We start from the raw sequence: 15107 nt of genomic DNA, 5'->3' as shown, positions 1-15107 counted from the left end.
CACAACAGAAAATCTAAAAATTTTAAACCAACATATTATGAAAACCTTATTCACAGTAGCATTAGCCAGCGCATTATCTTTAAGTTCATTAGTAGCCAGCGCAAGTGAGGATTTGAAAGCACTCTCTACAGTAAATTCAAACTACAAGAAAATTAACGTCACTCTTACTGAGGGACTTGGTAAAGCAAAAATATCCATTCTCGACGCAGATGGAAAAAGCCTGAGCAGTAGAAACGTGCGTGTCAAAGATGAAAACTTGATGGTTCCTTATGACTTGAAAAATTTGCCATCCGGTGAGTATCAAGTGAAAATCGCAACAGACCAAGAGGAAGTAACTTACACCGTAGAAACAAGTGAACAACCAGCTACAGCATCAGAATTTCCTTTGATGGCTTCCGGCAAAGTAGTAGACAATAACACTGTAAACCTAACCGTGATAGGATTAGATGAGCCTGGGGTAGATGTAGAGGTTTATTCTACAGAATCTGGAGAGGTGATTTACAAAGATCACATAGCTCAAGCTGACGGCTTTAAAAAGGATTATTCATTCAGCAAAATGACTACGAAAGACATCTACATGAAAGTGATCGATGCTCAAGGAAGAAGCAAAACACTACACTTCTAATAATTAAGCCAACTATTACCACAAGCCCTGATTTGAAAGTCAGGGCTTTTTTTATTTTTAAACACAAAGATCAACAAAGGCTGCAGCTATCTTGTTTGGCTCACACCAAGAAAATTAGGCTACAACCACTTTTTCCTTTTGAAATAAATGAAGGGCAGGATCGCAGAGCAAATCATCACTAGCAATACCAGAGGATAGCCAAATCCCAATTTCAGTTCAGGCATTATTTCAAAGTTCATCCCGTAAACCCCAGCAATGAAAGTAGGCAGAGAAATACATACCGTAACTACCGTGAGCATCTTAAAAATATGGTTTTGCTCCAAGTCAATCTTATTCGAAACATTTTCTTTTAAATCATCCAGTCTGTCAAAATTGAACTGTATGTAATCAGAAATTACTGTCAGGTCATTCAGTTCTCCTCTAACACTTTCCTTCAATTCCGCTTTTTGTTCCCAGTCACTTTTGATATACAATCTCAACACACGTGTGGTCTCAAGGAGTGACTCTTTGATAAGTAAATTGTTGAAATTATGTCTAGTGATAATGTCCATGACATTGCCTGAAAAATCCTTCTGTATCAGAATGTCATTAGCTAGATTTTTCACTTTTCTACTGAGGTTTTCTGTGATATCCGCGAAATAGTCAGAGATAAACTCAAATTGAAATTTGAAAATGCCATTCAAATCCGTAATCCGTTTAAGGGAATTTATTTTAGCTGGATACATCTCATTGAAATAAGTATCAAGATTTACGCTGGTAAAAAGGAAAAGGCCTGCATAGGTAATTATGATAAACAATGGCTCCTCAACCATGGTTTTCTCATGATTGAAATAGGGGATAGAAAAGTGAAAAGCAGCTTGTTTTTCATTTTCCAAAAAGTGAGAACTGATTTCAATATCCTCATAATGCTTCATGATGGTGAAATCCAGTTCGTAACTCTCCTCCAACCACCTTAAATCAGCATTGCTGTGATCCAGGAACTGCATGACATGAAAGTCCAGCTCGGAAACAATGAGTTCGCTCACATGTTGAGCCTTGAATGACTTTTTATTCTTTAGGAGGATTTCGATCATTGGTTTATCTTAGGTAATAATCATGAAGTATATCATTTCAATCCATTTTACATATTAAATTCTTTCCATCTTCCTTCTCCTCACTATCCAAAAAGCCACAGCAATAATTGGAACCCAACACAACCAAGCGACTATCTGATTAGCTGGGATAAAATATCTTTGAGCAATAAAAATAAATTAGGAGTCAATATTTAATCGTTCTTTCAATTCAGTTAGTAGCTGTATGTCTTCACTTCTTATTTTACCATCTCTGCCGGGAGGACAATTAAGGATCAGAATATTATCTTGAGCTGTTGCTACATTATATAATTCGACTAGCTCATCGATAGGTTTATATACCGTGTCCTGAGTGTTGTAAAACCATCGCTTACTAATGCATACCGTCGATTCCCATGGCATGTAATATTCTTCATTGTTATGAGTGAATATTTTAGGATCATTTTCTTTAGGCAAAAAAGGATCGCCTAGTCTAAAATCACTAGGAAAATACCTGATTGGATATCCTTCTTGTTGCTCTTCTGGAATCACCTTGTGGTAATCTGGGTTGCCGGGAAGACCAATTGTCCAGTTTATTCCTACCTGACAATCTGGTTCTTGTGATTTTATGGTTTGATATATCTCATTAATTGGCCATCGATTGTTTTCTTTCACCCAGCCTCCGTCAAACCAAAACTCAACAATGTTGGTATAGGGCTTGGTGATCTCTAGTAATTCTTCCAATTGATTGATCATATAAGAATTATAACTACTATCCAATGCGACATTTTCTACATCAGCATTGTAGTTTCTATCCCATAGTGAATAGTATAGGCCTAATCCAATATTGTACTTTTTACAGGCTTTGGCCACTTCTTCCACCACATTAGTCGTATTTCCTGAGGTAGCCACATCGTATTCGGTGTATTTACTATCCCAAAGAGCAAAACCCTCATGGTGTTTAGTGATTAGAATCACGTATTTCATGCCTGCGTCTTTGGCAGTTTTAATCCATTGATCAGCGTCAATAGTTGAAGGAGTGTAGGAAGAGGTGGGTTTTGAGCCGTCCGTCCATTCCATATCGTGAAAAGTGTTTATTCCAAAATGGATAAACATTCCATACTTTCTTTCTATTTGCTTTAACTGTGCCTCACTTGGTTCTTTGGATGGGATAGGGAGTATTTCTTTTCTTGCTTTAGTACAAGAAATAAAAATAGCGCAGACTAAAAGTGATAGAAGTGTGTTTTTCATTTTTCTATTTGTTAACTCAAAAGGCAGGAGGTGATTCTGTTTCCAATTAATTGTACTTATTCAATAATTCCTAATCTCATCTTCCTTCTCCTCACTATCCAAAAAGCCACAGCAATATTTGGAACCCAACACAACCAAGCGACTATCTGATAAGCTGGGATAAAATCTCCTTGATGCATTATGATTAGAATTGGTAGCCAGATTCTCAGCGTCACTGCCGCGAAGCATGCTGCATAGCTAAAGATCATCCAGTTTTCATGTGAATCAAAATCCTGTTTTTTGGCCGTTAGCCATCCCATCATCGTAGTACCAAGCCAGATAATCCCCAAGGATACAAAGCCAAGAACACTGACGATTCCTCCTGTGGCATACAGTCCGATGTATATACCAGCTAAGCTACTGAAGAATGCGGCGGTGACGTAAGCCATTCCGATTTTCTTGTGAATCTTCCTGTTTCTGTCTCGAAATGCCTTGGGAAATTGAGTCCATCCTATCAGTAGAGCGAAACCTCCAAGAATAATGTGTGTGTAGAATGCAGCGTTCCAAATTGGGCTGCTTAGTAATTCTTCTGACTTCTGCTGCAGCAAGCCAAAATTCCTTTCCAAAACAAAGTATAAGATAGGATACAAGCCTATGATGCAACTCAATAGTGCAAAAATCACCCATGATATTTTCTTGATTACTAGATTCACAATTAACTTTAATTAGAAACCTAAACCCTGAGAATAGACTTGGGTAAGTTTCGATGATTTGTCTTAATAGGTGGTTGTATTAGTTCTTAAATCCATAGGCTACTTCACACCATGTTTTCTGAAAGTGAGATTGACTCTCCCATTTTTATATTTTGGATCAATAGGAAGACTATGCTCATATAATTCCTGACATTTTTCTCCCATAATAATCATACTACCATTGGCCAAGTTGATAGCGTATTCGTCTCTGCTGCTTTTCTCTCGTAGAACAAATTTCCTTTCTTCACCAAGACTAATAGAAGGAATGAAATTAGTATCACCGAAGGCAATGTAATCGGAGTGGAAATCAACGCCAGAATTACCGTCAGGATAGAAGATACAAACACAAACTTCAAATTTTTGAGATGTGAGCAATTCTACCTTCTTTTTTAGGCGACTCATTGGTTCAGACCATATAGCTGTACTGCCCCAATGCTCTGAAGGTAAAAGATTCTTAGTGTAAATATCCTCATCCAGAAACATCATTTTACCAAAGTCCAACTTAATTAATTCACCGTTTTGAGACTTAAAGAAGTTCTCATCAGTCAAGTTGAAATCACTGATTAGGTGGCTATATAGTTCATTAGATTCGAGCTCACTTAGAAAATTTTGATGGTAATCTGCTTCGCAGTTGAGAGGAAGTTTCATTTAGAAAAATACGGGTAAAGTTTTTGAAAATATGAATGGGAATTGACTTAGATCCATTCAGATTGAACTTCCATTTCCAAAGGTTGGTAGTTGATGTACTGAACTATCCTGGGCTCTTTCGAAGTATTCGGACTGCTTCCATGAGGTAGGCATTGATTCCAAATGATAAAATCTCCAGCAGCTGCGGCGATTGATTTTGTAGGAAAATTACTTAGATTTTTTAGATCTCTGGGGTTATCCGCTGGTTTCAGGTTGTCAAGATAGGTTTTGATTTCATTGTGAAACCCTGGGATCAGCGTAAATGCTCCTTGATTTGCCTTAGTGTCTGTCAAATATAACAGGCCCTGAAGTCCAAAAGGGATGGGCATTTTTAAACTTACATCCCAGTGCAAATTGGGACCGGGGAAATGGTAAAACTCAGTTTCAGGTGGATTGAAGCTTACTCTATCCATGGAAACCAATAAATCTGATTTTTGCCACAACTGCCGATAAGCTCTATTTATTCGCTCAGAAAGTCTATTTTGATCCAGTTGTGGTGAGTTGAAATGCTGAATCATTATCCCATTTTTCAGCGTATGTGGCTTATACCAAGTTTCCGAGTTTTCAGGATCTGCCTCAATACACTGATAGATTAATTGGACCGTTTTTTCGCAGGCCTCTTTGGAAATAGCATTTTTCAGGATGATGTACCCATCTTGGTGCCATTGTTGAAGTTCTTGTTCCGTAAAAATTGGATCTTCCTTTCTTGCGTCGAATTCCTGCTTATCGGTAAGTGTGCTATTGAACTGTTCAATGACGCTAGGGGAAACAGACCCATTTGCTACTATCCAATCTTCAAAATCTGAAAAATCTGTGCTTTGACTGAATAGGTATTGGACTGTTGGCTCCAAGCCAATACCAAGGGCGTTAAAAACTGCAATAATGTATTTCCATTCTACACGTTCGACTTCGGCGCTGGGCGATTTCAGATTTTGGTAGTGACACCATATTTTCTTCAAATAGTAAATCGGAATTCTGCCAACATCGGTTATTTCTGCAGTTTGCATTAGGTTACGTGAATGTCTGTTTATTTCGAAAGATACTTTTCCAACTGGTCAAAAGTACCACCAAATCCCTGTTCCATATTACCAATATTGTCAGTGAATACCTGTTTGGAAACATCAGAGGCATTGTGGGGAAAGGAGACTAGGTCGATTCTGGTTTTGCCGTCTTCCACATAAAACTCCAGATCTACGATCATTTCCATAGGCCAATCAGAGCCAAATGGCTCTTCTGGAGCTTTGACTGTTTCTCCAGCTTCATTTGAGAAGCTATTGATAAACTGAAGTTTGGAAGATTCCTTGATGTCTTTGATCACCCATTTTGCCCACATTTCATTGCCTTCTTTTCCTTTGAGTACAAAGTGAAAAATTCCTTCAGGATGAAATTCGAATGTTTGCACTTCCATTTCATACCCCGCCGGTCCCCACCAGTTTTGGAGGCTTTCGGAAGTAGTAAAAGCATTGTAAACTTCTTCTTTGGATTGAGTAAAATAGCGGGTGATTTCGAGTTGGGCGTACATACAGTATGAATAAAGTTTATGAAGTTTTGTTCGTTAAGCTAATTCTTACGCAATGTGTTAACAACCTTGTATTGTCTTGGAATTGTGTCAACTCCCCCTTTTCAAAGGGGGCAGGGGGATTTAATTAATTTATGTCTTATTACCTTTTATTTTGATCGTTTCCATCCTGTAAGATAAGATTTTAGACTTTTAAAATAAGTGAATGAGCTTGATTTTAAAGAATGCCCTGTAATCTCAAATGCTGAATCAGCATAATCGTTTTGGCATCTTTGATCTCTCCATTTTTGACCATCTCCAAAGCTTCTTCATAAGGCATTTCCAACACTTCGATGTTTTCTTCCTCGTGATCTACGCCACCACCTTCACTGACTTTCATGTCCTTTGAGTAGACGGCAATAAAGAAATACAGAATCTCTGTTACTGAACCTGGAGACATGTAGGCTTCAAAGACCTTTTTCACATCTTTGACCACATAGCCAGTTTCCTCCTCAGTTTCTCTTCGGATGCAGTCCTCAGCATTATCCTTATCTAAAAGCCCAGCACACGCTTCGATCATCATGCCTGTTTCATTGCCATTGGTGTAGGTTGGTAGGCGAAACTGACGGGTAAGAATGACGGTTTTATGTTCCTGATTATATAAGAGAATGGTGGCACCATTTCCTCGATCGTAAGCTTCACGATCCTGAGTGATAACCTCGCCATTTTTCTTTGTGAACTGAAAAGTAATTTTCCGAAGCGTGTACCAATTGTCTGAGAGTACTTCGGTATTGGTGATTTTTACGTCTTTGATCATGTTTTGGACTAGTGTTAAAAATAAACCCAGAGTAGTGATCTGGGTTTAAAATGATTTTAAAATTTTTAAACATCGCGCGAAGAGAATAATACCTACTGTTTACTATTTCACCTCTCACCTCTCACTACTTACTTCTTACAAATCTTACAATTTACTTCACTAAGAAGCCTTCAGCGTGATCCACCATCTTTCCATCCAGCGTCATATATTCGCCCATACAATCCGCTGTCATGCAGGAGTGAACTGGAAGGATTCCAAGGATGTCACCTACTTTCACTTTCGCTAGGAGTTCATCTGAAGCTTTGATGATACCATGTTCCTGAGAAATGCTTTTGAGGAAGGATTTATCTTGAGGGATAGTCCACCCATTTTCGTTTAGATAAACGACTTCACCGAAGTTTTTCAGGCCATTATCTCCAACCAAAACATCCTTCGCCAAATGAACTCCACCACCATGAACCAAAATTTCCTTGCGGTCTTTTTTGATATCCACTACAGGAACAGCCAAACAAACAGCAATGTCTTCTTTATCACAACCTCCTAATTCAGCTTGCATCAAATCATAAAACACAAAATTTCCTGGTCCCATCTCATCGATATCTCCGAAATCCTCCATCACTGCACAGCCTGGCGTATCTCCAGTTCTGGTAACTAATTTCGAATATTCAGAATTGTATTTATGTTTCAGCATGCTCAGTGCATTTCGGGTTTGCTCGTAGAGCGCAGGGATATCTGGCATATAATAGGAGTGTCCCGCATGAAGGTAGAAACCTTTGAAATTGAGTTTGTCAGACTTCTTGGCGATCAATAAAATCTCCTCCATCAAACCGAAATCAGATACTTCTACGCCTGTTCTGCCATAGCCAGCATCGATTTCTATGAAAAAACCTACAGGATACTCTAGTTGCTCAATTAGCATTTGAGCTGTAGCCGCATTGACCAGTTGCACTGAAATGGATTGCTTGGCAGCGATTTTATTAAGTTTAGGGATCTCTAGTGGATTGAATGGAAAAGCGATGTGAATATTCACCCAACCCTGACCAGCAAGGTATTCAGCCATTTTGATAGAAGAAGCGGTTACTTCAGTGATGTTATATTCTTTAGCCCAGTCGCCGATTTGGTGAGATTGAGCTGTTTTGAAATGCGGAACAAGCTTCATATCGTGGCGTGCAGCTTTATCAGCCATTCGTTTGATGTTGGCTCGACAGATTTTTTCGTCCAGAAGTAGCGTAGGGGAGGTTATTTGATCGAGGTAGCTCATTCGTTATAATTGAGATTTTAAAAGTTTTATTGAAAGTAAGAAAGATTTACGAAGTGAGAAATACGATTTACGAGATTCCCGAGGAGTTGAGGTTTGGTTTTGCTCGCAGCGACGCAGCGAAAATTGATTATAAAACTTATGGATAGACTTACAATTTATGGAGATATCAAAACTGAGAATGCCGATTGAATCAGGAGATAAAGCATTTTGGTTTTAGCCCTGAAAGGGTTGGATATACAAGCGATGGGTGAAGCCCATCGTAATGTAAAAGCGTGAATTCCTTAGCCCTGAAAGGGTGTGATTTTTAATTGAATTTGGTTCGATATTTTCCGGAAAAGTATTTTTGCCTTTTTAGGGCAGGTCGTCTTATAAATTTCATGTGCGCCATCGCGGGAAATTCGTTAATTCTTTTTAGTATAAATTCAAAAACCTTCGAGGTTCCGAAAACCTCAAAGGTTAAGAAACATGAAATTGCGCCTTTGCGCCGTGGCGGGAGATTTTCAATAAGAGAAATTCTCACCCCTATGCAGGTAACACCGCCAATTCTATTAATTTTGTCACCCAATATATACGGCTGAAATTGGCCTAAATAGCATTCTTAATTGCCTCAAAACCTTCATGGAAGCAAAGAAAATACGGAGCACCTTTATTGAGTTTTTCCAATCCAAGCAGCATCACTACGTTCCCTCATCACCGATTGTGGTCAAAAATGACCCAACCTTGATGTTTACAAATGCGGGAATGAACCAATTTAAAGACGCATTTCTAGGTAATGAAATCGCCAAATATTCCCGTGTCGCCAATTCTCAGAAATGCCTTCGCGTAAGTGGAAAGCACAATGATCTCGAAGAAGTGGGAGTGGATACCTATCACCACACCATGTTTGAAATGCTGGGCAACTGGTCTTTTGGAGATTACTTCAAGAAGGAAGCGATCGAGTGGGCTTGGGAGTTGTTGACTGAAGTTTACGGTTTGGAAAAAGACAGATTGTACGTTTCTGTTTTCGAAGGTGACACTGGCGATAACTTAGGTTTGGATCAGGAAGCCTATGATCTTTGGAAAGCCATCGTGCCTGAAGATCGTATCATCATGGGTTCCAAAAAGGACAATTTTTGGGAAATGGGCGATGTAGGGCCTTGCGGTCCTTGTTCCGAGATCCATGTTGACTTAAGATCGGATGCTGAGCGTGCTCTAGTAGCAGGTAAGGATTTGGTGAATAACGATCACGAGCAAGTTATCGAGATTTGGAACTTGGTATTCATGCAGTTCAACAGAGTTTCTGATGGATCGTTGAAGCCTTTGCCGGCAACGCACGTAGATACAGGGATGGGTTTTGAGCGTTTGGTGAGAGCTATTCAGCACAAATCTTCCAATTACGATACAGATTTATTTGCACCATTCTTGGCAGCTTTGGCTAAGAAATCAGAAAAGGTGTACGGAGAAGATTTACCTACGGACATTGCTTTCCGTGTGATTGTAGATCACATTCGTGCGATTTCATTTACTATCGCTGATGGGCAACTGCCTTCCAACAATAAGGCTGGCTATGTGATTCGTAGAATCCTGAGAAGAGCGGTTCGTTATGGATATACCTTCTTAGGTTTCCAGGAGCCATTTTTATATGAATTGACAAGTTTGATTGCTGATAATTTCGGAGATATTTTCCCTGAAGTGAGACAGCAGCAGGAGTTTATAGCCAAAGTGATTTTCGAAGAGGAGACTTCTTTCCTTCGTACGTTGGACAATGGCCTGAAAATGCTCGATCAGATTAAAGCTGAATTGAGTGAAAAAGGCGAAAAAGTAATTCCAGGAAAAACAGCCTTTGATCTTTACGATACCTTCGGATTTCCGCTGGATCTGACTTCTCTGATCGCACGTGAAAGCGGACTTTCTTTGGATGAAAAAGGATTTACGCTAGAAATGGAAGCTCAGAAAACCCGCTCCCGTGCGGCTTCAGAATCCGAAACAGGAGACTGGGTGATTTTAAATGAGGATAATGGGGTTGAGTTTGTAGGATATGATTTCCTTAAAGCGCATGCTCAGATCATCAAGTATCGAGTTATTTCTGATAAAAAAGGCGACAAATACCAATTGGTTTTGGACAAAACACCTTTCTACGCTGAATCTGGTGGACAGGTAGGAGATACAGGTTGGTTAATTTCTGAGACTGAAAAGGTCAAAGTAATCGACACTAAGCGAGAGAATGATCTGATTGTTCATTTTGTAGAAAAACTTCCAGCTAATCCAGAAGCGCAGTTCGGTGCTGAAGTAGATGCTGAAAAGCGCTTTATGACGGAGAACAACCATACTGCTACGCACTTACTTCAGTCTGCTTTGAAAGTAGTCTTAGGCGATCACATACAGCAGCGTGGTTCTTTGGTGAATCAGAACTTGCTTCGCTTTGATTTCTCACATTTCAGCAAACTTTCTGATGAGGAGATTTCTCAAGTGGAGGATATTGTGAATGAGAAAATCAGACAAAATATCCCTCTTTCTGAGCAAAGGAATATGCCAATTGAAGAGGCTAAGAAACAAGGAGCAACAGCGCTTTTTGGAGAGAAATATGGTGACTTCGTCCGTGTGATTACTTTCGATAAAGATTTCTCTGTGGAACTTTGTGGAGGAACGCACGTACCTCAAACGAGTAAAATTGGCTTGTTTAAGATTATTTCTGAGGCATCGAGTGCTTCAGGCGTTCGTAGAATCGAAGCAATCACGGCTAAGTCTGCTGAGGATTATTTCCGCAAGCAGGAGAGTTTGGTGAAGGAGATTCAGGAATTGCTGAAGAATCCTAAGGATCTCATGAAGTCAATAGAGTCTTTGCTTCAAGAGCGAAATGACTTGAAAAAAGAGATTGATTCCTTACACATGGAGAAAGCTTCAGGTGTAAAAGTGGAATTACTAAAGCAGTTTGTGGCGGGTGATGGGATCAACACCCTCATCGCACAAGTGGAATTGCCAAATGCAGATTCCTTGAAGAAGCTGGCGTATGAGTTGAAAAATGAAACTGCGAATGCTTTCGTGATTTTGGCTGCCAAAATTGAAGATAAGCCTCAGATCGCAGTGATCATAGACGAAGAGCTGATTACTGGCAAGGGTCTAAATGCTGGACAAATTGTAAGAGAATTAGCTAAAGAAATTCAAGGCGGAGGCGGTGGACAGGCATTTTTTGCCACTGCAGGAGGAAAAAATCTAGCTGGACTAGAAAATGTAGTGGCCAAAGCCAAGGAGTTATATCTTTAGAAAATAGAAAAACACGCGCGGATGCTAAGTGAAGAATTAAAGAATAAATATCAGTTGGTCATCGGTCTTGAGGTGCATGCGCAGCTTATGACTGAGAGTAAAATGTTTGCTGCGGATGCTAATCAGTATGGTGAAGCGCCCAATACGCAGATATCAGTGATTACCCTTGGTCATCCGGGCACTTTGCCTAAGGTCAATAGGAAAGCTATTACCTATGCCATCAAGATGGGATTGGCATGTAATTCTGAGATTACTCGACACAATGTCCTTGCGCGAAAAAATTACTTCTACCCAGATCTTCCAAAAGGCTATCAGCTTACGCAGGACAAAGGACCAATCTGTGTAGGAGGAACTGTACCGATTCAGCTACCTGATGGAACCAAAAAGGAAGTGATCCTCAACCGTGTTCACATGGAAGAAGATGCTGGAAAATCCATCCACTTGGCAGAAGAGGTTGATACCTTGGTTGATTTCAACCGTGCTGGTACGCCTTTGATAGAAATAGTAACTGAGCCAGACTTACATAGTCCAGAGGAAGCTTATGCGTTCTTGGCTGAAGTGAAAAAGCTGGTGAAATACCTAGATGTCTGCGATGGCAATATGGAAGAAGGTTCTCTTCGCTGTGATGCCAACGTCTCTGTGATGCTGAAAGGTGCGACAGAACTAGGTAAAAAAGTGGAAGTGAAAAACATGAACTCTTTCCGAAACGTGTTTCGTGCCATCGAGCATGAGCATGAGCGTTTGATCGGACTGATCGAGCAAGGGATAGAAGTCATTTCTGAGACAAGAACTTTTGATGCAAATACAGGGCTTACAGCCAGTATGCGTACAAAAGAAGACCTGAATGATTACCGTTATTTCCCTGAGCCGGACTTGAGTCCTGTAGTGGTTTCTGACGAGTGGTTGAATTCCGTGAAAGCTACCATGCCTATCTTGCCTAGAGATCTTCACAAGAAGTTTGTGGAAGAATTTGGCTTGCCGCATTACGATGCTAGCTTTTTAACGGAGTCCAAAGATGTTGCAATGTGGTTTAATGAGCTTTGCAGCAAAACCCAAAACTATAAAGCCGCGTCTAACTGGATGATGGGGCCTGTAAAGTCATCCTTGAATGAGCAATCTCTTCACATGGATGATTTTCCAATCAGTACAGATTCTTTCGTAGCGCTGATAGCTTTGGTAGATGACGGTAAGGTGAGTTACACCGCAGCCTCACAGAACTTGTATCCTGAAATGCTGAAGAGTACTACGGAAAGTCCACTTGAAATAGCTCAAAGACTTAATTTGATCCAAGAAAGTGACGAGTCGTCTCTGAAGCCGATAGTGGAGGAAGTTTTGGCAGCTAACGCGGCTAAAGTGAAAGAATATAAATCAGGTAAAAAAGGCTTGATGGGCTTGTTTATGGGACAAGTGATGAAAAAATCCCAAGGAAAAGCAGACCCTAAAGTCGCAACAAAATTATTGACAGAATTATTAGAGAATTAATCCATGCTGAATCGAATGAACGGAATCGTTTTACTTGTGCTCTTATCATTTTTCTCCTGTGAGGAAAAGCAAACAAACGATGGAAAAGTCAAAATATCAGGAACTATAGAAAATGCCCGTGAAGGAGCAGTGATATTATCACAATTCACCGAGAGCCGTCCAAAAGTTTTGGATACGCTTCAGTTGGATAACAAGGGGAAGTTCAGCTATGAAGTTGATGTGAATTCTCCTACGTTCTATGAATTAAATTTCTATGGAGAAAAGCTTGTTCGTTTAGCGCTGTTCAAAGATGATGTGAAATTGGATTATGACTTTGCTAATCCGGAAAGCCTTGTAATTGAGGGTTCTAAGGATACACAGGAAATGCTGAAAATCGAGGAATTGATGGAAGCATACCAAACCAAAGTAAATCAGCTCAATGAGGCCTACTACAAGGCTATGGGTGATAATGATACAGAAACCATCAAGCAAATACAGATTGATGCAATGGCGCTGGAAAGTAACCAGTCCACTGAGGTGAAGAATGTAATCAACAGCATGGGAGACAGTTTTGCTTCCCTTGCAGCTATCGGGTTATTGAATCCTAAGAACGAATTTCAGTTTATGGATAGTTTGGTAGCTAAGCTTGATGAGAAGTATCCTGATACAAAAACAATCATTCAGTTAAAGCAGCAGTTGGATGATATGAGAGCGCTTTCAATGGGGCAAATCGCTCCAGAAATTGAGCTTCCAAATCCTGCTGGTGAAACGGTAAAGCTTTCTGATTTGCGTGGAAAATATGTAATGATAGATTTCTGGGCTGCTTGGTGTAAGCCTTGTCGCGAAGAGAATCCTAATGTGGTAAAGCTTTATAGTGAATATAAAGATAAAGGATTCGAGATCTATGGCGTTTCACTTGATCGCACCAAAGAGGCTTGGGTTGATGCTATCGCAGAAGATGGCTTGACTTGGCCTCAGGTATCGGATTTGCAATATTTCAACTCTGCTGCTGCAGAGCTTTATCAGATTTCTGCTATTCCAGCTACTTACCTGATTGATCCAGATGGAAAGATCATCGGTAAAGATCTTCGCGGGCCTAGCCTTAGAGCTAAGTTGCAAGAGATTTTTGACTAATAGGAACCTTGATTAGTACATCAAAAAAGCCTTCTGATTTTTTCAGAAGGCTTTTTTGTGGATAAGAAATATGAAAGGAAGGAAGAAAAAGTACCAAACAGTCCTTCCTTTAAAAATCGAGTCACCGAAAAAGGAATAGTAAAAGTTGTTTATCACCCAAGACAAATCTACTGAAAAGATTCAAAAGAAAAACAACCTTTAAATTATTCTTATTTAAGTTAATATTAATTTTCCCTGATATAGAGGTAATATTCTGTGAAAATTATCATTTCATTAAGAAATGAATTATTTAGCTATTTTTTCATAGCTGGCAATCACTCCTCTTACCATCGCAGAGCTGAAACCCTGATGCTCCATTTCATTTAATCCTACTATGGTGCAACCCTTTGGCGTTGTTACCTTATCAATCGCAGCTTCAGGATGTATGTTCTTTTGGATCATAAGCTCAGCGGCACCTTTGACTGTTTGATTTACGATTTTGCTTGCTGTGACTGAGTCAAATCCAATTTGAATTCCGCCTTGGATCATTGCTCTCATAAATCTCAATACATAAGCAATTCCGCAGGCACCCAACACAGTTGCTGCCTCCATTAGACTTTCGTCGATAGGAATTGTAAACCCTATTCCATTAAACAGTTCAGTCACTAAGTTGACTTGGTCTGCATTTGCATTTTGAGAGCATACGCAGGTCACAGATTCCTGAATGTCCGCTGCAATATTTGGCATTGCTCGAAATGCAATACTAGTAGGATCAATCACCTGGTACATTTCTTCAAGTGAAATTCCAGTAGCTAAGGAAATAATGATTTGCTTTTTAGGATCAAGAGCAGGATTGATTTCGTTTAGAATGGGAGCGACGTTATAGGGCTTTACACCCAAGATGATGATGTCAGCATTAGCTGCTGCAGAGATATTGTCACTTTGGACATTTACGCCTTTTTCCGCAAAATCACTCAGGCTTTCCACGTGTCTCTTGGTAAGTGTAAGATTCTTTGGATCAAAATCAGCACGTCCCAATAGACCATTTGCAATGGAAGCTCCCAGATTACCACAGCCGATGATGGCTATTTTTACTTTCGAAATCATAGAAAATATAATTATTGATTGGATTTGTTGATTAAAGGTAAACAAAAAGGCTGTTTCTGTGCGAAATCATAAAATATTATGCAGGTTTTATCATTCAGCTCCAAATTGATATTTAGTCAGGTTACGATAATTGTTTGCCGCCATTTTAGCTTGTATTAAGGATCTCAAGGATTATAGGCTGGCTAAAGCTTGAAGATAAACTTACGTTTTTGATCATGCTACTAAGCACATTAAAGAAACACTCTGATTAGAGTTAGGTTTTAG

13 protein-coding genes are annotated in these 15107 nt (G+C 39.7%); 4 read left to right on the top strand and 9 right to left on the bottom strand.

All coding sequences use genetic code 11. The features are described from left to right. The first annotated feature begins 37 nt into the window (after positions 1 to 37). Positions 38 to 625, top strand: a complete 588-nt coding sequence (locus tag BM291_RS19325) for a copper resistance protein CopC (RefSeq protein ID WP_092900901.1) — start codon at positions 38 to 40, stop codon at positions 623 to 625. A 119-nt stretch (positions 626 to 744) separates the two neighbouring features. On the opposite strand, the gene BM291_RS19320 is transcribed toward BM291_RS19325, so the two are convergent. The 8 genes from BM291_RS19320 to BM291_RS19285 all read right to left on the bottom strand — a co-directional run bounded on the left by BM291_RS19320 (position 745) and on the right by BM291_RS19285 (position 7919). Further along, the gene (locus tag BM291_RS19320; RefSeq protein ID WP_092900758.1) at positions 745 to 1698 is read right to left on the bottom strand and encodes a CorA family divalent cation transporter; all 954 of its coding nucleotides are present in this window, start codon (positions 1696 to 1698) and stop codon (positions 745 to 747) included. 177 nt (positions 1699 to 1875) lie between these two features. Continuing rightward, entirely contained in the window at positions 1876 to 2925 is a 1050-nt protein-coding gene (locus BM291_RS19315) for an alpha-L-fucosidase (protein WP_092900755.1), read from the bottom strand. 56 nt (positions 2926 to 2981) lie between these two features. Next, positions 2982 to 3617 (bottom strand): DUF2306 domain-containing protein, encoded by a 636-nt coding sequence (locus BM291_RS19310; protein WP_217647346.1) that lies wholly within the window; start codon positions 3615 to 3617, stop codon positions 2982 to 2984. A 99-nt stretch (positions 3618 to 3716) separates the two neighbouring features. After that, positions 3717 to 4304, bottom strand: coding sequence for an alpha-ketoglutarate-dependent dioxygenase AlkB (locus BM291_RS19305; protein ID WP_092900752.1), 588 nt, complete (start codon positions 4302 to 4304; stop codon positions 3717 to 3719). Positions 4305 to 4351: 47 nt separating this feature from the next. Next, a complete protein-coding gene (locus BM291_RS19300; protein WP_092900749.1) occupies positions 4352 to 5350 on the bottom strand; it encodes a phytanoyl-CoA dioxygenase family protein in 999 nt (332 codons plus the stop codon). 20 nt (positions 5351 to 5370) lie between these two features. Beyond that, positions 5371 to 5865 (bottom strand): SRPBCC family protein, encoded by a 495-nt coding sequence (locus tag BM291_RS19295; protein ID WP_092900747.1) that lies wholly within the window; start codon positions 5863 to 5865, stop codon positions 5371 to 5373. Positions 5866 to 6079: 214 nt separating this feature from the next. After that, on the bottom strand, positions 6080 to 6658 hold the full coding sequence (gene nudK, locus BM291_RS19290; protein ID WP_092900744.1) for a GDP-mannose pyrophosphatase NudK: 579 nt from the start codon (positions 6656 to 6658) through the stop codon (positions 6080 to 6082). 151 nt (positions 6659 to 6809) lie between these two features. Further along, positions 6810 to 7919, bottom strand: a complete 1110-nt coding sequence (locus tag BM291_RS19285) for an alanine racemase (protein WP_092900741.1) — start codon at positions 7917 to 7919, stop codon at positions 6810 to 6812. A gap of 618 nt (positions 7920 to 8537) precedes the next feature. Between BM291_RS19285 and alaS the strand changes: the two genes are divergently transcribed. The 3 genes from alaS to BM291_RS19270 are packed head-to-tail and all read left to right on the top strand — an operon-like array spanning position 8538 to position 13757. Next, entirely contained in the window at positions 8538 to 11162 is a 2625-nt protein-coding gene (alaS, locus tag BM291_RS19280; RefSeq protein ID WP_092900738.1) for an alanine--tRNA ligase, read from the top strand. Positions 11163 to 11183: 21 nt separating this feature from the next. Next, entirely contained in the window at positions 11184 to 12644 is a 1461-nt protein-coding gene (gatB, locus tag BM291_RS19275; RefSeq protein WP_092900735.1) for an Asp-tRNA(Asn)/Glu-tRNA(Gln) amidotransferase subunit GatB, read from the top strand. A 15-nt stretch (positions 12645 to 12659) separates the two neighbouring features. Next, complete coding sequence (locus BM291_RS19270; protein WP_245786920.1) at positions 12660 to 13757, top strand: TlpA disulfide reductase family protein; 1098 nt, start codon at positions 12660 to 12662, stop codon at positions 13755 to 13757. A gap of 285 nt (positions 13758 to 14042) precedes the next feature. Here BM291_RS19270 and proC read toward each other — a convergent pair whose 3' ends face one another. Beyond that, the gene (gene proC / locus BM291_RS19265) at positions 14043 to 14843 is read right to left on the bottom strand and encodes a pyrroline-5-carboxylate reductase (protein ID WP_092900729.1); all 801 of its coding nucleotides are present in this window, start codon (positions 14841 to 14843) and stop codon (positions 14043 to 14045) included. Between the last annotated feature and the right edge of the window lie 264 nt (positions 14844 to 15107).

The organism is Algoriphagus aquimarinus (assembly GCF_900112005.1).
Taxonomy (GTDB): Bacteria; Bacteroidota; Bacteroidia; order Cytophagales; family Cyclobacteriaceae; genus Algoriphagus; species Algoriphagus aquimarinus.
This window is presented reverse-complemented; position numbering and strand designations above follow the sequence as displayed.

Excerpts from the sequence above, each read along its gene's own strand:
- BM291_RS19325 (WP_092900901.1), top strand. The coding sequence starts at position 38 with ATGAAAACCTTATTCACAGTAGCATTAGCCAGCGCATTATCTTTAAGT.
- BM291_RS19320 (WP_092900758.1), bottom strand. The coding sequence starts at position 1,698 with ATGATCGAAATCCTCCTAAAGAATAAAAAGTCATTCAAGGCTCAACAT.
- BM291_RS19315 (WP_092900755.1), bottom strand. The coding sequence starts at position 2,925 with ATGAAAAACACACTTCTATCACTTTTAGTCTGCGCTATTTTTATTTCT.
- BM291_RS19305 (WP_092900752.1), bottom strand. The coding sequence starts at position 4,304 with ATGAAACTTCCTCTCAACTGCGAAGCAGATTACCATCAAAATTTTCTA.
- BM291_RS19300 (WP_092900749.1), bottom strand. The coding sequence starts at position 5,350 with ATGCAAACTGCAGAAATAACCGATGTTGGCAGAATTCCGATTTACTAT.
- BM291_RS19295 (WP_092900747.1), bottom strand. The coding sequence starts at position 5,865 with ATGTACGCCCAACTCGAAATCACCCGCTATTTTACTCAATCCAAAGAA.
- nudK (WP_092900744.1), bottom strand. The coding sequence starts at position 6,658 with ATGATCAAAGACGTAAAAATCACCAATACCGAAGTACTCTCAGACAAT.
- BM291_RS19285 (WP_092900741.1), bottom strand. The coding sequence starts at position 7,919 with ATGAGCTACCTCGATCAAATAACCTCCCCTACGCTACTTCTGGACGAA.
- alaS (WP_092900738.1), top strand. The coding sequence starts at position 8,538 with ATGGAAGCAAAGAAAATACGGAGCACCTTTATTGAGTTTTTCCAATCC.
- gatB (WP_092900735.1), top strand. The coding sequence starts at position 11,184 with ATGCTAAGTGAAGAATTAAAGAATAAATATCAGTTGGTCATCGGTCTT.
- BM291_RS19270 (WP_245786920.1), top strand. The coding sequence starts at position 12,660 with ATGAACGGAATCGTTTTACTTGTGCTCTTATCATTTTTCTCCTGTGAG.
- proC (WP_092900729.1), bottom strand. The coding sequence starts at position 14,843 with ATGATTTCGAAAGTAAAAATAGCCATCATCGGCTGTGGTAATCTGGGA.